The following is an 18,186-nucleotide window of genomic DNA, read 5'->3' on the forward strand; positions in this document are numbered from 1 at the left end:
TTACCTCCAGTACTTTCATGCACCGGTTGGCTAGTGAATTCCCTAATTGGTGCAACACAGCATGGAAAACCGCAAGCCAAAGGCCTCAGGCGAACTTCAGGTACCGCCGCCCAGCAGCTGGCGCCGGAACTGCGCGGCCGCCGGCGAGAGCGCGCGGTCCTCGCGGGTGATGAGGCAGATGGGCGGCACGCGCACCGGCAGTTCCACCGGCACGGTGCGCAGCACGCCCAGCCGGGCGTAGTGACTGGCTTGCGAGGCCGGCATCACGGCGGCCATGTCGGAGTTCTCCAGCAGCGCCGTGATGGCGATGGGCGATGCCGTTTCGATGATGTCCAGCCGCGCCTGGATGCCCGCCTCCCGCATCGCCGCCTCGAAACGCCCGCGCTGCGGCGAGCCCGGCGGCTGCAGCACCCACGACCAGCCCGCCATCTCGGCCAGCGTGACGGCGTTCGCGCGCTCGAGCACCGGGTGCGCCGCGCGCACCACCACCACCTGCGACTCGCCCAAGAGCGGCACGCTCGCGTACTTCGCCTCGTCGTGGCCGTCGGTGAGCCGGCCCAGCACGAGATCGACATCGCCCTGCTCCAGCTGCGCCTGCATCACGTCGCTGGTCTCGACCACCACCGAAACGGCCACCTGCGGATGGCGCCGGTGGTACTCCACCAGCGCCGGCGCCAGCAGCTCGGGCACCGCGCCCGGCACGCTGCCCACGCGCAGCGCGCCGCTCAGGCCCGAGCGCAGCGCGAGCATTTCCTCGCGGGCGGTGCCGAAGTCGCTGAGCACGCGGCGGGCGTAGCGGATGAGGATCTCGCCGTAGGGCGTGGGCTCCATGCCGCGCGCGAGGCGCTCGAAGAGCTTTTCGCCGAGCGACTCTTCCAGCTGCTGCAGCAGCTTGGTTGCAGCGGGCTGGCTGATGTTCATGGCTTCGGCCGCGCGCCCGAGGTGGCGGTGGGCGTCGAGCCGGGCCAGCAGCAGCAACTGGCGCGGCCGCACGAGGAGCATCAGAGAGGCATCGGTCAGGCCCGGGGTTGCATCGGTCATGCACAAAAGTATATGGAGCTTCGGGCTTTTACGATTGGATTGCGAGGGTGAAGCTCCGTAGGCTCGGGCCAAACAGAACAGGAGACAACCCGATGAGCATCTCTTCCCTGGCCCGCGCGGCCGGCATCGCCGCATTGGCGCTGGCCGCAACGGCAGCCGGCGCCCAGCCCAACTATCCCGACAAGCCCCTGCGCATCATGGTGGGCGCTTCGCCCGGCGGCGGCACCGACATCCTCGCGCGCGTTCTGGCCGACAAATTCGCGCCGGTCTTGAAGCAGCCCGTGACGGTGGAGAACCGCCCCGGCGCCTCCAACACCATCGCCGGCGAACTCACCGCGCGCGCGCCGGCCGACGGCGCCACGCTGCTCCTGGCCACCAACACCGCGCAGGCGGTGGCGCCGCACATCCTCAAGCTCAAGTACGACCCGCTGAAGGACCTGACACCCATCGGCCTCGTGGCCGTGATGCCCAACGTGCTGGTGGTGTCGGCCAGCTCGCCCTACAAATCGGTGAAGGACCTCGTGGCCGCCATGGCCGCCAAGCCCGGCGGCTTCAAGTACGCGTCGTCCGGCATCGGCAGCACGCAGCACGTGGGCGGCGAGGCCTTCAACCTGGCCACCGGCATGAAGTCGATCCACGTGCCCTACAAGGGCAGCTCGCAGGCGCACATCGACATCATCTCGGGAGAGGTCGACATGATGTTCGACAGCACCTCCTCGGCCATGGGCCAGATCAAGGCCGGCAAGTTCCGCGCGCTGGCCGTGAGCGCGCCCCAGCGCTCGCCCGAGTTGCCCGACGTACCCACGCTCGCCGAGCAGGGCGTCAAGGGTGCCGACGTGTCCACCTGGTACGGCCTCTACGTGACGGCCGGAACACCCCGCCCCGCGGTCGACAAGCTCAACGCCGAGCTCGTGCGAACGCTCAAGCTGGCCGACGTGCAGGCGCGCATCAAGGCGCTGGGCGGCGAGACCGGCACGCTCACCGGCGAGCCCTTCGCGGCGATGAACAGGCAGGAGTTCGACCACTACGGCCAGCTCGTGCGCGACGCCAACATCAAGGCCGAATGAGGCCTCCTTCCATTCCTTCCAACTCCAATCCGACGACATGTCCAATTCATCGAAAACCCCGAGCGTGATCTCCGCCAAGCCCCGCATCGTCGTGCTGCTGGGCGACCCCAGCGGCGTCGGCCCCGAGATGGCCGTGAAGCTGCTCGCGCGCCAGCGCAACCTGGACGCCGCGCGCGTGCTGCTCATCGCCGACCCCACCGTGCTGGCCGAGGGCGAACGCGTGGCCGGCGTGAAGCTCGATGCGCTGCAGGTCGAGGGCCTGAACGACCTGCGCTTCGAGGACGGGCGGCTCAGCCTGTACCTGCGCGACTGGATGGAGGGCGAGGCGCCGGTGCTCGGCGAATCGAACGAGCGCTCGGGCCGGGCCTCGTTCGAGGCGCTCGAATATGCGACGGTGACGGTTCGGCGCGGGCAGGCCGACGCGATCGTCTTCGCGCCGCTCAACAAGCATTCGCTGCGCCTGGGCGGCCTCGTGCACGAGGACGAACTGCGCTACATGCAGGAGCGCTTCGCGGTCGCGGGCTTCGTCTGCGAGTTCAACCTGACCGGATCGCTCTGGACCTCGCGCGTGACCTCGCACATTCCGCTGAAGGACGTGGCGAGCCACATCACGGTCGAGGGCGTAGGCGACGCGGTGAAGATCATCGCGCAGGCGCTGCGCCGCGCGGGCGTGGCGCAGCCGCGCATCGCGGTGACGGGACTCAACCCGCACGCGGGCGACGGCGGCTCCATCGGCATGGAAGAGATCGAGATCATCGCGCCGGCCATCGCGCAGCTGCGCGCCGAAGGCTACGACGCGCGCGGCCCGTTCTCCCCCGACACGGTGTTCATCGGCGCGCGCCGCGGCGACGTGGATGCGGTGGTTTCGATGTACCACGACCAGGGCCAGATCGCGATGAAGCTCATGGGCTTCGAGCAGGGCGTGACGCTGCACGGCGGACTGCCCGTGCCCGTGGCCACGTCGGCCAGCGGCAGCGCCTTCGACATTGCCGGCAAGGGCATCGCGCAGATCGAAGGGCTGCAACAAGCATTCGATCTGTGCGTGCGGATGGCGAGCGGCGGTGCGCCCCTGAAGGCGCCCGCCGAGACCGCCGCGGCCTGAGGTTCTTCAGGAACTCAGGCGCTTCAGGAGGCCCGCCGTCGAGGCGTCGAGCCCCATGATGTCGCCCGAGGCGAGGCGCGGCTCGATGTCCCTCGCCAGCACCTTGCCCAGCTCCACGCCCCACTGGTCGAAGCTGTTGATGCCCCAGAGGGCACCGCTGGTGAACACGCGGTGCTCGTACAGCGCGAGGAAGGCGCCCAGCGATTCGGGCGTGAGCTTCTCGAACACGAAGAAGGTGCTCGGGCGGTTGCCCGGAAAGTTCTTGTGGCCGCCCTCGTCCAGCTTGCCCACCATCAGCGCCTGCGCCTGCGCGAGCGCGTTGGCCAGGAGCTTGGGATGGTGGCCTTCGAGGTCGTGCGCCGCATCGCGCACCGCCACGAATTCGAGCGGGATCACGTCCGTGCCCTGGTGCAGCATCTGGAAGTAGGCGTGCTGGCCGTTGGTGCCGGGCTCGCCCCAGAGCACGGGCGAGGTGCCGAACGCCACGGGCTTGCCGCTCGCATCGACCTGCTTGCCGTTGCTCTCCATCTCCAGCTGCTGCAGGTAGGCCGGCACACGCTTCAACGCGCTGTGGTACGGCGCGATGCTGCGGCTCGTGAACTTGTGGAAGTTGCGGTACCAGACGTCGAGCAGCCCGAGCCGCACCGGCAGGTTCTTCTCGAGCGGCGCGGTGCGGAAGTGCTCGTCCATCGCATGCGCGCCCGCAAGCAGCCGGCGGAATCCGTCGGCGCCGATCGCCAGCGCGATCGGCAGGCCGATGGCCGACCACAGCGAATAGCGGCCGCCCACCCAGTCCCAGAAACCGAAGGTGGTCTCGATGCCGAACTTGTTCGCGGCCTCGACATTCGTCGTGAGCGCGGCGAAGTGGCCGGCGATGTCCGTGCCGCCCGATTGTTCGTACCAGCGCTTGGCCGAGAGCGCGTTGGTCATCGTCTCGGCGGTGGTGAAGGTCTTCGAGGCGATCAGGAACAGCGTGTGCTCCGGCGCCAGGTCGCGCAGCACACCAGCGAGCTCATGGCCGTCGACGTTCGAGACGAAGTGAAAGCGCTTGCCCGGGGCCGCGAACTCGGCGAGCGCCAGCACCGCCATCTGCGGGCCGAGGTCGGAGCCACCGATGCCGATGTTGACCACGTCGGTGATCGTGTGGTCGCCGCGCACCTTCTCGGCATAGGCCAGCATCGCGTCGAGCGTCTCGTGCACTTCGCGCAGCTTGTCGGCCGTCTTGCCCACCTTCGCATCGGCGGGGGCGCGCAGCAGCGTGTGCAGCACGGCGCGGTCTTCGGTGTTGTTGATGTGCTCGCCCGCGAACATCGCGTCGCGGTGCGCCTCCAGGCCGCACTCGCGGGCCAGCGTGAGCAGCAGCTCTTCGGTGCGCGCGTCGATCAGGTTCTTGGACAGGTCCGCGAAGACGAAGGGCGCCTCCTGGCTGAAGCGCTCGAAGCGCCCCGCGTCGTCCACGAAGGCGTGGCGCACGTCGAACTGGCGGCCCGCCGTCTCGAAGGCGGACTGCAGTTGCGCCCAGGCCGGCGCACGGTCGCAGCGTTGGGTCATTGCCATGTTTACTTGCCGCTTTCCTGCATGAGCTTCTCGAGCTTCACGGCATCGGCCGCGAAGGCGCGGATGCCTTCGGCGAGCTTCTCGGTGGCCATCGCGTCTTCGTTGAGCGCGAAGCGGAAGGCCGGCTCGTCGTAGCTCAGCTTCTCGGCGTCGGGCTTGGGGGCGGACTTGGCCAGGGCATGTTCGAGCGGCTCGTTGCTCGCGGCCAGCTCGGCCAGCAGCTCGGGGCTGATGGTCAGCAGGTCGCAGCCGGCCAGCGCCTGGATCTGCCCGACGTTGCGGAAGCTCGCGCCCATCACCTCGGTCTTGATGCCGTGCTGCTTGTAGTAGTCGAAGATCTCGCGCACCGACTTCACGCCCGGGTCGTTGGCGCCCGCGTTGGCCGCTTCGTCCCACTTGGCGCCGGCCGACTTCTTGTACCAGTCGTAGATGCGGCCCACGAAGGGCGAGATCAGCTGCACCTTCGCCGCGCCGCAGGCCACGGCCTGCGCGAACGAGAACAGCAGCGTGAGGTTGGTGCGGATGCCTTTTTGCTCCAGCGCGCGCGCGGCCTCGATGCCCTCCCAGGTGGAGGCCACCTTGATGAGCAGGCGCTTCTCGGTGTCGATGCCTTCGGCCTTGTAGAGCGCCACGATGCGCTCGCCGCGGGCGATGGTGGCGGCGGTGTCGAACGACAGGCGCGCATCGACTTCGGTGGAGACGCGGCCCGGAATGATCTGCAGGATCTCGGTGCCGAAGTTGACCAGCAGGCGGTCGATGACTTCATCGAGCGGCTTGCCCGCGTGCTTCTTGACGATCTCGTCCAGCAGGGGGCGGTATTCGGGCTTCTGGACGGCCTTGAGGATCAGCGACGGATTGGTGGTCGCATCCTGCGGCTTGGAAATGGCGAGCTGCTTGAAGTCGCCGGTGTCGGCCACCACGGTGGTCCACTGGCGGAGGGCGTCGAGTTGGTTCATGAAATCATTATCCTGTGCGGGTTGTGACAAGTCCTGCACGCAGTTGCGCGTCGGCCGATGTTTTCATGCGCACCGTAGCACGGGTTTTCGCGCACATCCATCGGCCTTCTGCCCGCAGGGTTGTCGGCCGCCCTGCCCTACAGGCGCTGTGGTCCGTGACTGACGACGCGGCCCTGTCGGCGAGGGCTACCCTGAGTGTTACGAGCGATTTACGCCGAACGTCTTACCCTCAGGAGTGCCCCATGTCCCCTCGCCAACGACGCCCCGCCGCAGCCCCCGCCGGCCCCGCTTTCGACGACCGCCGCACCAGCCAGGCGATCGGCGCGATGGCCACGGCTTTCGTCGTCGGCGGCCTGGCAACCTGGCTCGCGCTGGGAGCCGCGCGCACCGCCCGCGCGCAGCCGGCCGGCCCGGCCGACGGCGCACCGCTGATGCGCGCCCCGCTGCAGGTGGTGGCGCCCGTGGACCTGCAACGCTATGCCGGCATCTGGCACGAGCAGGCGCGCCTGCCCAACCGCTTCCAGAAAACCTGTTCGGGCCCCGTGACCGCCGAGTACACGCCGCAGCCCGACGGCACGGTGCAAGTGGTCAACCGCTGCGTGCGGGCCGACGGCAATTTCAACGAGGCCATCGGCGCGGCACGCGTGGTGCCGGTGGCGGGCCAGCCCGGCGCGGGCCGCCTGGAGGTGCGCTTTGCGCCCGCGTGGCTCGGCTGGCTGCCGATGGTGTGGGCGGACTACTGGATCCTGAAGCTCGACCGCGACTACCAGGTGGCGTTGGTGGGCACGCCCGACCGCGAATACCTCTGGGTGCTGTCGCGCGCGCCGCGCCTGGACGACGCGGCACTGCAGGTCGAGCTGGACTACGCGCGCAGCCTGGGCTTCGACGCCGACAAGGTCGTGTTGACGGGCAGGTAGCGCGAGAGCTGCGCCGGCAGCATCTCCGGCGCGGTGCAGTGGATGGCCTGCCAGCCGAAGGCCCGTGCCGCCTCGACGTTGGCGGCCGAGTCGTCGATGAACACCGTTTCTGCGGCACCGAGCGCATGGCGCACTGCCAGCACTTCGAAGATTTCACGATCCGGTTTGATGAACTTCACGTCGCCCGAAAAAACGCCGCCGTCGAAGCGCCGCATGAATGGGTGCCGCCGCTCGAGCGCGCGCGCATACGGCGCGGGCATGTTCGAGAGGTAGTAGAGCCGAAGCGGCTGGCCGGCTTCGCGGTGGGCGAACAGCTGCTCGAGCATGTCGACGGTCACCTCGATGGCTTCGAGGCGCTCGCCCAGGTTGCCGAGCATGGCATCGAGTCGATCCGCCGGCAGCGAGAGCCGCGCCGCCATGCGGGCGATGGCATCGTCCAGCGTGCGGGTGCCGCAATCGAAACTGGTCCAGTCGTCGTGATGGAACATCGCCCGGCCCAGCGCCGCGGCGGCGGCTTCAGTGGGCGCGTGGGGCGCGAGATGGGCCTGTACCAGCCGGGTGGGCTCCCATGCGATCAGCACGGCGCCAAGGTCGAAAACCACGTTCATGGCGCCATTGTTTCATGCGCCCGGCACCACGCTCACGCCATGGGCTCGCAGGGACAAGGTGGTCTCGGCGCCCGCGGCCAAGGGTTGCGAAAGGTCGGTGGAGACCACGAAGACCGGGCCCAACGTGGTGTCGAAGCCGTATTCGTAGAAGCTGCCGAGGTACGCGGCCTTGCGCAAGGTGGCGGGCAGGCCACCGGCCGCACCGATTTCCCACGCCTCGGGCCGCACCGCCACCTTCACCGTGCCGGGCGCGACCGCGTGGCGCGGCGTGAGTCGCAGCGGGCCGAGCGTGACGCTGCCGTCGGCCTCCGCCACGCCGGGGAACACCATCGCCTCGCCCATGAAGCCGGCGACGAACTCGCTCTCGGGCCGGCCGTAGAGCTGCTCGGGCGTGCCGCGCTGGGCGATCACGCCGTGGTCCATCACGATGATCTGGTCGCTCACGGCCAGCGCCTCGCTCTGGTCGTGCGTGACGTAGGCGACGGTGAGCTTCAGCCGCTGCTGCAGCGCGCGGATTTCCTCCCGCATCTCGCGGCGCAGGCGCGCGTCGAGGTTGGACAGCGGCTCGTCGAAGAGCAGCACCGCGGGTTCGAGCACCAGCGCGCGCGCGAGCGCCACGCGCTGCTGCTGGCCGCCCGAGAGCTCGCTGGGCAGGCGCTCGTCGAAGCCGACCAGGCCCACGCCCCTGAGCGCCTCGCGCGCCCGCGACGTGGCCTCGTCCTTCTTCACGCCGCTCATGCGCAGGCCGTAGCCCACGTTCTCGATCACGTTCATGTGCGGGAACAGCGCATAGCTCTGGAACATCATGCTCACGTTGCGCTCGGCGGGGCCGAGCGTCGTCACATCGCGTCCGCCCATGAAGATCGAACCCGAGGTCGGCGATTCGAGCCCCGCGATCATGCGCAGCGTGGTGGTCTTGCCGCAGCCCGAAGGGCCGAGGATCGTGGTGAGCGTGCCGACCGGCACCTCGAAGCTGATGCCCTTCACCGCCATCGGCCCGTTCCTGTCGGTGCCGTAGCGCTTGGTGACGTTGCGGAATTCGATGCCGTTCATACGGAGAGGCTTTCCATTTTGTGATGCCCTTGGTGATCGGGCGTGGCCCCGCGCCGGCCCAGCTTGCGCTCCCCGACCACGAACTGCACCAGCGCGATCGCCAGCGACATCAGGATCATGAGCACCGTGCAGTACGCGAGCGCGATGCCATAGTCGCCGTTGCCGACGCGGCCGATGATGTACGTGGTGGCGAGCTCGTTCTCGGCGGTGACCAGGAAGATCACCGCGCTCACCGTCGTCATCGCGCGCACGAAGCTGTAGACCAGCGCGGCCACGAGCGCTGGCTTGAGCAGCGGCAGCACCACCTTGAAGAGCGTCTGCGAGGTCGAGGCGCGCAGCATCAGCGAGGCCTCGTCGAGCGAGCGGTCCAGCTGCTTGAAGGCCGCGGTGCCGGCGCGCACGCCCACCGGCAAATTGCGGAACATGAAGCACAGCACGATGATGAGCCCGGTGCCCGTGAGCTCCAGCGGCGGCACATTGAAGGCCAGGATGTAGCTCACGCCGAGCACCGTGCCCGGAATCGCGAAGGCCAGCAGCGCGCCGAACTCGAAGATGCCCTGCCCCTTGAATTCGTTGCGCGCCAGGAGCCACGCGATCAGCAGGCCCAGCGCCGCGGTGATCGGCGCCGAGATGCCCGCGAGCTTGAGCGTGGTGAGGAGCGAGTTCCACGCCGTGCCCGCCCACACCAGCCCGAACTGGCCCCACTCCAGCGCGAACGCGTTCTTGAAGTGGTTGAGCGTGAAGCTGTAATCGCGCCCCCAGGTCTGCACGAAGCCGCCCGCGAAGGCGAAGAGGTAGACCACCGCGGTGAAAGCGATCCACGGCAGCGCGATGCAGTAGATGGTGCGGCACACGCCGTCGGGCAGCGCCATTGCGATGCCCGCATCGCCCTTGCCGCTCACGGTCGTGTAGTTCTGCTTGCCCAGCAGGCCGCGCTGCAGCGCGAACACGCCGAGCGCGAACAGCGTGAGCACCCAGGCGAGCGAGGCCGCGCGGCCCTGGTCGTACTGCGCGCCGACGATGGCGAAGAAGATGTCGGTCGACAGCACCGAGAACTGCCCGCCCACCACCACCGGATTGCCGAAGTCGGCAATGCTCTCGATGAAGCCGACCAGGAAGGCGTTGGCCAGCCCGGGTTTGAGCAGCGGCAGCGTGATGGTGAAGAAGGTGCGGCGCCGGTCGGCGCGCAGCATCTGCGCGGCCTCCTCCAGGCTGGGCGCAATGCCCTGCACCACGCCGCGCATGATCATGAAGGCGATGGGCGTGAACGCGAAGAGCTGCGCCACCAGCACGCCCGGCATGCCGTAGAACCAGCGCGTCGGCTCGATGCCGAACACGTTCTCCAGCAGCTGGTTGACGATGCCCGCGCGGCCGAACAAGAGGATGAGCCCCAGGCCCACCACGAACGGCGGCGTGATGATCGGCAGCAGCGCCAGCACCCGCAGCACGCCCTGCCCGCGCTTGCTGCCGCGCTCGGCCATCAGCGCCATCAGCGTGCCGAGGAAGGTGGTGCCTGCCGCCGTGAGCAAGGCCAGCACCAGCGTGTTCCACGCCACGCCGCAGCGCACCCCTCCCGCCAGGCACCCCAGGCCCCAGATGCGCTCGGTGAACACGCGAGCGACGAAGGCGCCGATCGACCACTGCCCGTCTTCGTTGAAGAACGCGCCCGAGAGCGCCTTGCTCACCGGGTAGGCGATGAACAACGCCATCAGCACGCCGCAGCCGATGACCGCGGCCGCGACGAAGAGATCGCCCTTGAAGCGCCCGAGCCGCGCGATGCCGAAGGCCGCCAGCAGCACGAGCGCCGTGAGCGCCACGAAGCCGCCCGCGCCGACGCCGAACTGGTTGATCGCCAGTTCGCCGAAGTGCGTGTTGAGCGCCGCGAAGCTCCAGCCGCGCGCGCCGATGGTGAAGCCCGCGACCGCGAGGCCGATGGCCCCGATCGCGCCGCCCGCCAGCAGCCAGCGCCCTTGGCCTCGGCCCGGCGGCAGCCAAGCGCCGACCGCGCACATCAAGAGACCCGCCAGCCCGATGAAGAGCCAGCCGCGCCCCTGCGTCGCGGCCTGCATCAGGCCGTTGGCGCCCTCGGCCTGCCCGAAGACCTGCGGAACGGCCTCGTACCAGGTCGCGTCCTGGATCGCATACCAGGGCAGCAGCAGATACGCCGCAAAACCCAGCGCGACCCAGGCCCAGATCCAGCGCTGCGAGCGCCGGGCGGCGGCCACTGAAGCCGGATTGACCGGCCCGGTGCCGGCAGCAACGGTAGCCACTGGCTCAGCGCGGCAGCGAGTTGACGTCCTTTTCCCAGCGCGCGATCAGGCGCCGGCGTTCGGCGCTGGCGCCGTACTTGGCGTAGTCGTAGTTGATGAACTTGATCTTCTTGAAGTCGGGAATGCGCGGATCGAGCTTGGCGCCCACGTTGCTGGGCAGCTGGAACTGCTTGTTGGCAGCGCCCAGCTCCTGCGCGGCGGGCGTGAGCGCCCATTCGTAGAACTTCCTGGCCGCGTCCAGGTTGCGCGCGCCCTTGATGATGCTCATGGAGCCGATCTCGGCGCCGGTGCCGTCGCTCGGCGTGATGGTTTCGACCGGAAAGCCCTGCATCTTCTCGCCCGGGCCGTCGTGCACGAAGCTGATGGAGATCGCGGTCTCGCCGCGCGCCACCGCCTTGATCGGGCCGGTGCCCGAGCGGGTGTACTGGCCGACGTTCTTGTGCAGCGCCTTCAGGTACTCGAAGGCCTTGTCCTCGCCCATCATCTGCACCAGCGTGGCGATCATGGTGTAGGCCGTGCCGCTCGATGCGGGGTTGGCCACCTGGATGTCGCCCTTGTACTCGGGCTTGAGCAGGTCGGCCCAGGTCTTGGGCACGGGCAGCTTCTTCTTGGCGAGCAGCTCGGGGTTGTAGCCGAAGCCGAGCGGCCCCGAATAGATGCCCACGGTCTTGTAGCCCGACTGCTTGGCCTGCTGCTGGGCCCAGGGGTGCAGCTGCGCGAGCGTGGGCGACTTGTATTCGAGCGTGAGGCCCTGCTCGGCCGCCTGCAGGTGCGGATCGCCCGTGCCGCCGAACCAGACGTCGGTCTTGGGGTTCTCCTTCTCGGCGATCAGCTGGGCCAGCGCCTCGCCCGAGCCCTTCAGGGCCATGTTGATGCGAACGCCCGTGGTGCGGGCGTAGACGGTGGAGATCACGTTGCACCATTCGGCCTGGACCGAGCAGATCACGTTCACCGTCTGTGCCGATGCGGCGGCCGACAGGCCCACGAGCGCGGCTGCGCAAAAAAGCTTCTTCATTTGGTATTTCCCTGCCTCGTGCATAAAAAAAGGCCTTGCGGCCTGGGGGCAGCGTAGCTTTAGTACAGGTCGGGGGAATCGGTACAAGTACCATCGCGACTGGCGCGCCGGCAGGCCCGGACGTCTCCAGGCACTCAGACAAAGGAAAGTTTTCTCATGAGCTTCGATCTCGTTCTGTTCGGCGGTACTGGCGATCTCGCGTGGCGCAAACTCATGCCCGCGCTGTTCCAGGCCTTCCGGCACGGCAGCCTCCCGCAGGACGGACGCATCGTCGGCGTGGCGCGGGACGACCTGTCGGACGACCAGTACCGGGAGCTCATCCAGTCGCGCTTCAGTGCGGTCGAAGGCGCCAAGCGCCCCTCCCCGGAAGAGTTCAAGAAGTTCGCGTCGATGCTGCACTACCTGCGCATGGACCTGTCCAAGCCCGACGACTACGCCAAGCTCGCCGAGCTGCTCAAGCAGCGCGATGCCTCCACGGTCGTGATGTACGTGGCCACGGCGCCCGCCCTCTTCACGCAGGTGGTCGAGCAGATCGCCGCGGCCGGCCTGAATGGCCCGAAGACCCGCATCGTGCTGGAGAAGCCGCTCGGCCACGACCTCGCCTCGAACCGCGCGATCAATGCCGCGGTGGGCAAGGTGCTCGAGGAGAAGCAGGTCTTTCGCATCGACCATTACCTGGGCAAGCCCTCGGTGCAGAACCTGTTCGCGATGCGCTTCGGCAACGCGCTCTTCGAACCCATCTGGCGCCGCGAGCACATCGCCAACATCCAGATCACCATTGCCGAAGACCTGGGCGTGGAGAAGCGCGGCGCCTTCTACGACCAGACCGGCGCGCTGCGCGACATGGTGCAGAACCACGCGCTGCAGCTCTTGTGCGCGATCGGCATGGAGCCGCCGATCAACTCGCACGCCGATGCGATCCGCGACGAAAAGCTGAAGGTGCTGCGCGCCCTGAAGCCCTGGACGCCCGAGAGCCTGAGCCTGCACGCGATCCGCGGCCAGTACACCGCCGGCACCGCCTACGGCGAGCGGGTGCAGGGCTACCGCGACGAGCCGGGCGTGGACCCCGACAGCCGCACCGAGACCTTCGTCGCGCTGCGCACCGAAATCGCCAACTGGCGCTGGGCCGGCGTGCCGTTCTACATCCGCACGGGCAAGCGCCTGGCCTCGCGCGATGCGCGCATCGAGGTCAACTTCCGCCCGACGCCGCATGCGATCTACCGCGCGCCCGCGGGCAACGTCAACAAGCTGGTGATCAACCTGCAGCCCAAGGACGGCCTGGAGCTGCACATGCTCGCGCAGGCGCAGGACAACCGGCAGCGCAACGGCAACCAGAGCGCCGCCGCGCAGCTCGCGCCGGTGCAGCTGGACCTGGACTTCGACAAGCGCTTCGGCGTCGAGCGCGTGGGCGCCTACGAGCGCCTGCTGCTCGACGTGATCGACGGGCGCCTGAACCTGTTCGTGCGCAGCGACGAACAGGAAGAGGCATGGCGCTGGGTGGAGCCGCTGATCGAGAGCTGGGAATCGGACGGCGGCCCGCGGCCCTACGCGGCCGGCACCTGGGGCCCCAGCGCATCGAGCGCGATGATTGCGCGCGACGGCTTCTCGTGGGGCGAAGAGCAATAGCTCAGGCCCTGAAGGCGCGAAGGAACCGTCGCGAGCGCCCCGAGGTCGCGTCGAGGACCGCAGCCGTACTGACGTACGGCGAGGACCGCAGGCGCGAGATCGGGGTGCGCAGCAGGTTCATTCGCGCCTTCAGCCGAACTGCACGCAGCGCATGCTGAGCGTGCCGGACTGGAACCCCTCGTAGACCGTCTTGGCGCGCTCGCCCGCGCCGGCGGCGCCGAGCGCGTAGAGGAACGGAAAGTAGTGATCGGGCATGGCCACCGCGGTGGATGCGCCCTCCAGCTTTTCATAGCCGATCAATGCGCGGTCATCGCGGCCCGCGAGCGCTGATTTCACCGCATCGTCGAAGGACTGCGCCCAGGGGCGGCTCGCCTTCGGGCCATCGGCGGTGCCGCGGTCGGTGGCGCGCAGGTTGTGCACCACGTTGCCGCTGCCCATCACGAGCACGCCCTTGTCACGCAGGGCCATCAAGTCACGGCCGACTGCATAGTGGAAGGCGGCGGGCTTGTCGTAGTCGATGCTGAGCTGGAAGACCGGGACGTCGGCCTTCGGATAGAGGTGCTTGAGCACCGACCAGGTGCCGTGGTCCAGGCCCCATTGCTCGGTGGCGATCACCGGCGCCTGCTTCACCGCGCCGACGGTTTCGCGGGCCAGCGCCGGATGGCCGGGCGCGGGGTACTCGACGTCGAACAGCGCCTGCGGGAAGCCGCCGAAATCGTGGATCGTCTTCGGCTTTGCCTGCATGCCGACGCCGGTCGCGCCGCGGCTCAGCCAGTGCGCCGACACGCTGAGGATGGCCGCCGGCGGCGGCAGCTCCCGGCCCCAGGCCGAGAGGCGGCGCGTGAATGCGTTGTCGGCGATGGCGTTCATCGGCGTGCCGTGGCCGATGAAGATGACCGGCATCCGCTGCGACGGCGCACCGGCGGCCTGCACCGTGCAAGCAAGGGAAGCCAGCACGGCGGTCGCGCCCAGCGCGGTACCCATCAGAAAGCCTCGGCGGCCCAGTTCGGAAGTGGCGAGTGTCGTCATTGGCATGGCCCGCACTCTGCAACGGATTCCCGCGCAAGGCGGTGCCTTTGCGCACACTTTTTTCAGAACGGTCTCATTTCCTCGCCAGCACGGGCTCCCGCAAGGGTCCGCCCTTGACCACCAACTGCACCACCACCGCCACCACGATGTTGAGCACCAGCGCAGTCAGCCCGGTGTACAGCGTGTAGCTGCCGTCGCCGATCACGAAGGTGTGCACGGGCTTGATGCCGTCCGAGAACGCGAGCCAGCTGCCGCCCACCAGCCCCACGGCCCATCCGGCAAGCAGCGCCGGCGCGCGGAACCAGCCGAAGAAAAGGCCGAACACCACCGACGGAAAGGTCTGCAGGATCCACAGGCCGCCCAGCAACTGCAGGTCGAGCGCGAACTGCGTGGGCAGGAACAGGATGAACACCAGCGCCCCCAGCTTCACGACCAGCGAGACGATCTTCGCGACCTTGGCCTCGCCCGCCGGCGTGACGTCGGGCTTGACGTAGGCCTTCCAGAAGTTGCGCGTGAACAGGTTGGCCGCGCCGATCGACATCACCGCCGCCGGCACCAGCGCGCCGATGGCGATGGCCGCGAACGCGAAGCCCGCGAACCACGAGGGGAACAGCGCGTTGAAGAGCGCGGGCACCACGTCGTTGTTGCTCTTGACCGTGAGGTGGGCCGCATAGGCCATGTAACCCAGCAGCGCGATGAGGCCGAGCAGCACCGTGTACGCCGGCAGGAAGACGGCGTTCTTGCGGATGGTGTTGGCGCTTTTGGCCGCGAAGATGCCGGTGAGCGTGTGCGGGTACATGAAGGCCGCGAGCGCCGAGCCCAGCGCCAGGCTCGCGTACGGCAGGTACTGCGCGGGCTTGAGGGTGAGGCCGGTCGCGCCGCCCTTGGCCGCGAAGGCATCGCCGGCCGCATGGAACACGCTGCTGTAGCCACCGAGCTTCATGGGCACCAGCACGACCGCGACGAGCACCACGATGTAGATCATCAGGTCCTTGACGAAGGCGATCAGCGCGGGGGCGCGCAGCCCGGCCGAATAGGTGTAGAGCGCAAGGATCACGAAGGCGGCCGCCAGCGGCAGCTCGCCCGTGAGGCCCAGCGCCTTGATGACCACCTCCATGCCGACCAGCTGCAGCGCGATGTAGGGCATGGTCGCGACCACGCCGGTCACGGCGATGGCCAGTTCCAGCGCGCGCGAGCCGTAGCGCCCGTACACGACGTCGGCCGCCGTTACGTGGCCCGCCTTGTGCGCCGCATGCCAGAGCTTGGGCATGATGACGAAGACGATCGGGTACACGAGGATGGTGTAGGGCAGCGCGAAGAAGCCATACGCACCCACGGCATAGACCAGCGCGGGCACGGCGATCACGGTGTAGGCGGTGTAGAAGTCGCCGCCCACGAGGAACCAGGTGATCCAGGTGCCGAAGTTGCGCCCGCCCAGGCCCCATTCGTCCAGATGGGCGCCCTTGCTGTTCTTGCCTCCGCTCTGCCAGCGCGAGGCCCAGAAGCCCATCACCGTGACCAGCAGGAAGAAGAACACGAAGACCGAGAGCGCGGTCCAGTTGATGTGGCCGTCCATCATTCGTCTCCCTCTTCATACCCGCTGCGGTACACGATCCAGATCAAGAGCGCCGTGATCGGCACCCACAGCAGCTGGTACCAGTAGAAGAAGGGAAAGCCGAACAACTCGGGCAACGGGCTGTTGTAGAACGGAAGCCACAACAGACCCACGAAGGGCAACAGGAGCAGGGCCCACATGTGCTGTTCTCCTTGGTGTGATTTTTACGAAAGCACCAAGGAGTTATAGACCCAAAGCCGAACACGCGGCGCCGACCCGGAATAAGGCGCGGTGCTAGATGCGCCCCTCCTCCACCGCATGGCAGGCCACCTGCACGCCCTTGAGGCTCAGCAGCTTCGGCCGCTCCGCGGAGCAGCGCGCGTTCGCATGCGGGCAGCGCGGATGGAACGCGCACCCCGTCGGCGGGTTCAGCGGATTGGGCACCTCGCCCTGCACCGGCGTGCGCTGGCGCCCCGTGTGCTTCATCTGCGGAATGGCATCGAGCAGCATGCGCGTGTACGGATGCTGCGGATCGGCGAAGAGCTTCTGCTTGTCCGCCACCTCGACCAGCCGGCCCAGGTACATCACGCCGACCTGGTCCGCCACGTGGCGCACGACCGCGAGGTTGTGCGAGATGAAGAGATAGGTGAGGCCTTGCTCCCGCTGCAGGTCCTTCATGATGTTGAGCACCTGGGCCTGCACGCTCACGTCGAGCGCGGAGGTGGGCTCGTCGCACACCAGGAACTCGGGCTGCGTCGCGAGCGCGCGGGCGATCGAGATGCGCTGGCGCTGGCCGCCGGAGAACTGGTGCGGGTACTTGCTCATGTCCAGCGGCGAGAGGCCGACCGACTTGAGCAGTTCGCCCACGCGCTCGCGCAGTTCGGCCTTGCCGCTGAGGATGCCGTGCTCGCGCAGCGGCTCGCCGATGATGTCCTCGACGATCCAGCGCGGGTTCAGGCTCGCGTAGGGGTCCTGGAAGATCATCTGGATGCGGCGGCGCAGCTTCCGGCCTTCGGGGGTCTTGAACGCGGCATGCGCGTCCTGCCCGTCGAACTGCAGGCCGCCGCGCGTGGGCGCGTAGAGGCCGACGAGAAGCCGCGCGACGGTGCTCTTGCCGCAGCCCGATTCGCCCACCAGCGCGAGCGTCTTGCCCCGCTCGATGGAAAAGCTCACGCCGTCCACCGCATGCAGCAGCACGCGCGGCTTGCGCTCGAGCACGCGGTTGAGCCAGGGCGGCGAGACGTCGAAGGTGCGCGCGAGATCGTGCGCGACGACCAGAGGCTCACCGGTTGTTTCCTTGCGGGGTTCTATCACGGCGCTCATCGCGTCACCTCGGCGATGGGTTCGGCCGCTTCGGGCGTGGCGCGTTCGCCTGCGGCCAGCGCGTCGTGGTGCTTCGCGGCGATCTCCGCCTGGCCCATGTGCGGGTCGGCCGCGTCGTGCAGCCAGCAGGCGGCGCGCGTGGCGCCCGCGTGCAGCAGCTCGGGCCGCTCGGTGAGGCAGCGCGCGAAGGTGCGCGGGCAGCGCGGGTTGTAGGCGCAGCCCGCCGGAATGGCGTTCAGGCGCGGCATCGCGCCGTCGATCTGGTTGAGCCGCTCGCGGTCACTCGCCATGTCGGGAATCGAAGCCATCAGGCCCGAGGTGTAGGGGTGCGCGGGCTGGTGGATCACTTCGTGCACCGGGCCGATCTCGGCGATGCGGCCCGCGTACATCACGGCCACGCGGTCGCAGGTCTCGGCGATCACGCCCATGTCGTGCGTGATGAGCATCACCGCCGCGCCGCGGTCCTTGCAGATGCGCTTGAGCAGTTGAATGATCTGCGCCTGGATCGACACATCGAGCGCTGTGGTCGGCTCGTCGGCCACGATGAGCTTGGGCTCGGCCGCGAGCGCGAGCGCGATCACCACGCGCTGGCGCATGCCGCCGGAGAACTGGTGCGGGAAGTGGTCGATGCGCTGCTCGGCCGCGGGAATGCCGGTGTCCTGCAGGAGGCCGATGGCGCGCTTGCGGGCTTCGGATTCGGTCACCGGCAGGTGCGCGCGGATGGTCTCGATGAGTTGCCGGCCCACGGTGTAGAGCGGGTTCAGCGAAGTGAGCGGGTCCTGGAAGATCGCGCCGATCTTGCGGCCGCGGATGGGGCGCATCGCATCGAAACTCAGGTTGTCGATGCGCCGGCCTTCGAGCAGGATCTGCCCGCTGGCCACGCGGCCCGGCGGCTCGAGCAGGCCGATGATGGCCGCGCCCGTGAGCGACTTGCCCGCGCCCGATTCGCCCACCACGCCGAGGATCTCGCCGGGCGCGATGTCGAAGGAAATGCGGTCGATCGCGCGCAGCGTGCCGCGGCGGTGCGGAAATTCGACGACGAGGTCTTGGACCTGGAGCAGCGTCAT

The 18,186-nt window shown here is 68.4% G+C and carries 16 protein-coding genes; 4 read left to right on the forward strand and 12 right to left on the reverse strand.

Annotated features, from left to right (window positions below; all coding sequences use genetic code 11):
• Positions 1-96: 96 nt before the first annotated feature.
• Positions 97-1,041: a LysR family transcriptional regulator gene (locus ACZYRS_RS27225; protein ID WP_463421701.1), complete on the reverse strand. Its 945-nt coding sequence runs from the start codon at positions 1,039-1,041 to the stop codon at positions 97-99.
• A 92-nt stretch (positions 1,042-1,133) separates the two neighbouring features.
• On the opposite strand from ACZYRS_RS27225, the gene ACZYRS_RS27230 reads away from it, so the two are divergent.
• Positions 1,134-2,108, forward strand: coding sequence for a Bug family tripartite tricarboxylate transporter substrate binding protein (locus ACZYRS_RS27230; protein WP_463421702.1), 975 nt, complete (start codon positions 1,134-1,136; stop codon positions 2,106-2,108).
• 37 nt (positions 2,109-2,145) lie between these two features.
• The gene (locus ACZYRS_RS27235; protein ID WP_463421703.1) at positions 2,146-3,210 is read left to right on the forward strand and encodes a 4-hydroxythreonine-4-phosphate dehydrogenase PdxA; all 1,065 of its coding nucleotides are present in this window, start codon (positions 2,146-2,148) and stop codon (positions 3,208-3,210) included.
• Between the two features lie 6 nt (positions 3,211-3,216).
• On the opposite strand, the gene pgi is transcribed toward ACZYRS_RS27235, so the two are convergent.
• Entirely contained in the window at positions 3,217-4,767 is a 1,551-nt protein-coding gene (pgi, locus tag ACZYRS_RS27240; RefSeq protein WP_463421704.1) for a glucose-6-phosphate isomerase, read from the reverse strand.
• A gap of 2 nt (positions 4,768-4,769) precedes the next feature.
• Positions 4,770-5,723: a transaldolase gene (gene tal / locus ACZYRS_RS27245; RefSeq protein WP_463421705.1), complete on the reverse strand. Its 954-nt coding sequence runs from the start codon at positions 5,721-5,723 to the stop codon at positions 4,770-4,772.
• 242 nt (positions 5,724-5,965) lie between these two features.
• Here tal and ACZYRS_RS27250 point away from each other — a divergent pair, with 242 nt between their 5' ends.
• Positions 5,966-6,640 (forward strand): lipocalin family protein, encoded by a 675-nt coding sequence (locus ACZYRS_RS27250; RefSeq protein WP_198789205.1) that lies wholly within the window; start codon positions 5,966-5,968, stop codon positions 6,638-6,640.
• Here ACZYRS_RS27250 and ACZYRS_RS27255 read toward each other — a convergent pair.
• The 4 genes from ACZYRS_RS27255 to ACZYRS_RS27270 are packed head-to-tail and all read right to left on the reverse strand — an operon-like array spanning position 6,586 to position 11,586.
• The gene (locus tag ACZYRS_RS27255) at positions 6,586-7,248 is read right to left on the reverse strand and encodes an HAD family hydrolase (RefSeq protein ID WP_463421706.1); all 663 of its coding nucleotides are present in this window, start codon (positions 7,246-7,248) and stop codon (positions 6,586-6,588) included. The two genes, ACZYRS_RS27250 and ACZYRS_RS27255, sit on opposite strands and share 55 nt — an antisense overlap.
• A gap of 12 nt (positions 7,249-7,260) precedes the next feature.
• On the reverse strand, positions 7,261-8,301 hold the full coding sequence (locus tag ACZYRS_RS27260; protein WP_463421707.1) for an ABC transporter ATP-binding protein: 1,041 nt from the start codon (positions 8,299-8,301) through the stop codon (positions 7,261-7,263).
• A complete protein-coding gene (locus ACZYRS_RS27265) occupies positions 8,298-10,571 on the reverse strand; it encodes an ABC transporter permease (RefSeq protein WP_463421708.1) in 2,274 nt (757 codons plus the stop codon). Before ACZYRS_RS27265 ends, ACZYRS_RS27260 begins: the two co-directional genes overlap by 4 nt.
• Before the next feature lie 4 nt (positions 10,572-10,575).
• A complete protein-coding gene (locus ACZYRS_RS27270; protein WP_198789209.1) occupies positions 10,576-11,586 on the reverse strand; it encodes an ABC transporter substrate-binding protein in 1,011 nt (336 codons plus the stop codon).
• Between the two features lie 156 nt (positions 11,587-11,742).
• On the opposite strand from ACZYRS_RS27270, the gene zwf reads away from it, so the two are divergent.
• Positions 11,743-13,212, forward strand: coding sequence for a glucose-6-phosphate dehydrogenase (zwf, locus tag ACZYRS_RS27275; protein ID WP_198789210.1), 1,470 nt, complete (start codon positions 11,743-11,745; stop codon positions 13,210-13,212).
• A 129-nt stretch (positions 13,213-13,341) separates the two neighbouring features.
• Here the strand turns inward: zwf and ygiD are convergent, their stop codons facing one another.
• The 5 genes from ygiD to ACZYRS_RS27300 all read right to left on the reverse strand — a co-directional run bounded on the left by ygiD (position 13,342) and on the right by ACZYRS_RS27300 (position 18,186).
• A complete protein-coding gene (gene ygiD / locus ACZYRS_RS27280) occupies positions 13,342-14,241 on the reverse strand; it encodes a 4,5-DOPA-extradiol-dioxygenase (protein WP_463421709.1) in 900 nt (299 codons plus the stop codon).
• A 73-nt stretch (positions 14,242-14,314) separates the two neighbouring features.
• Positions 14,315-15,817 carry a monocarboxylate uptake permease MctP gene (gene mctP, locus ACZYRS_RS27285; RefSeq protein WP_463422547.1) on the reverse strand — a complete coding sequence of 501 codons (1,503 nt, stop codon included), beginning with the start codon at positions 15,815-15,817 and terminating at the stop codon, positions 14,315-14,317.
• Positions 15,817-15,996 carry a DUF3311 domain-containing protein gene (locus ACZYRS_RS27290; protein WP_093439587.1) on the reverse strand — a complete coding sequence of 60 codons (180 nt, stop codon included), beginning with the start codon at positions 15,994-15,996 and terminating at the stop codon, positions 15,817-15,819. Before ACZYRS_RS27290 ends, mctP begins: the two co-directional genes overlap by 1 nt.
• A 94-nt stretch (positions 15,997-16,090) precedes the next feature.
• Positions 16,091-17,119 (reverse strand): ABC transporter ATP-binding protein, encoded by a 1,029-nt coding sequence (locus ACZYRS_RS27295; RefSeq protein ID WP_463421710.1) that lies wholly within the window; start codon positions 17,117-17,119, stop codon positions 16,091-16,093.
• Positions 17,116-18,186 (reverse strand): ABC transporter ATP-binding protein, encoded by a 1,071-nt coding sequence (locus ACZYRS_RS27300; protein WP_463421711.1) that lies wholly within the window; start codon positions 18,184-18,186, stop codon positions 17,116-17,118. The genes ACZYRS_RS27295 and ACZYRS_RS27300 overlap by 4 nt, the downstream gene beginning before the upstream one ends.

The organism is Variovorax sp. AC194 (assembly GCF_979257995.1).

Bases quoted from the DNA above. Each gene is read 5' to 3' on its own strand.
- ACZYRS_RS27225 (WP_463421701.1), bottom strand. From the start codon at position 1,041: ATGACCGATGCAACCCCGGGCCTGACCGATGCCTCTCTGATGCTCCTC.
- ACZYRS_RS27230 (WP_463421702.1), top strand. From the start codon at position 1,134: ATGAGCATCTCTTCCCTGGCCCGCGCGGCCGGCATCGCCGCATTGGCG.
- ACZYRS_RS27235 (WP_463421703.1), top strand. From the start codon at position 2,146: ATGTCCAATTCATCGAAAACCCCGAGCGTGATCTCCGCCAAGCCCCGC.
- pgi (WP_463421704.1), bottom strand. From the start codon at position 4,767: ATGGCAATGACCCAACGCTGCGACCGTGCGCCGGCCTGGGCGCAACTG.
- tal (WP_463421705.1), bottom strand. From the start codon at position 5,723: ATGAACCAACTCGACGCCCTCCGCCAGTGGACCACCGTGGTGGCCGAC.
- ACZYRS_RS27250 (WP_198789205.1), top strand. From the start codon at position 5,966: ATGTCCCCTCGCCAACGACGCCCCGCCGCAGCCCCCGCCGGCCCCGCT.
- ACZYRS_RS27255 (WP_463421706.1), bottom strand. From the start codon at position 7,248: ATGAACGTGGTTTTCGACCTTGGCGCCGTGCTGATCGCATGGGAGCCC.
- ACZYRS_RS27260 (WP_463421707.1), bottom strand. From the start codon at position 8,301: ATGAACGGCATCGAATTCCGCAACGTCACCAAGCGCTACGGCACCGAC.
- ACZYRS_RS27270 (WP_198789209.1), bottom strand. From the start codon at position 11,586: ATGAAGAAGCTTTTTTGCGCAGCCGCGCTCGTGGGCCTGTCGGCCGCC.
- zwf (WP_198789210.1), top strand. From the start codon at position 11,743: ATGAGCTTCGATCTCGTTCTGTTCGGCGGTACTGGCGATCTCGCGTGG.
- ygiD (WP_463421709.1), bottom strand. From the start codon at position 14,241: ATGACGACACTCGCCACTTCCGAACTGGGCCGCCGAGGCTTTCTGATG.
- mctP (WP_463422547.1), bottom strand. From the start codon at position 15,817: ATGGACGGCCACATCAACTGGACCGCGCTCTCGGTCTTCGTGTTCTTC.
- ACZYRS_RS27290 (WP_093439587.1), bottom strand. From the start codon at position 15,996: ATGTGGGCCCTGCTCCTGTTGCCCTTCGTGGGTCTGTTGTGGCTTCCG.
- ACZYRS_RS27295 (WP_463421710.1), bottom strand. From the start codon at position 17,119: ATGAGCGCCGTGATAGAACCCCGCAAGGAAACAACCGGTGAGCCTCTG.
- ACZYRS_RS27300 (WP_463421711.1), bottom strand. From the start codon at position 18,186: ATGACGCTGCTCCAGGTCCAAGACCTCGTCGTCGAATTTCCGCACCGC.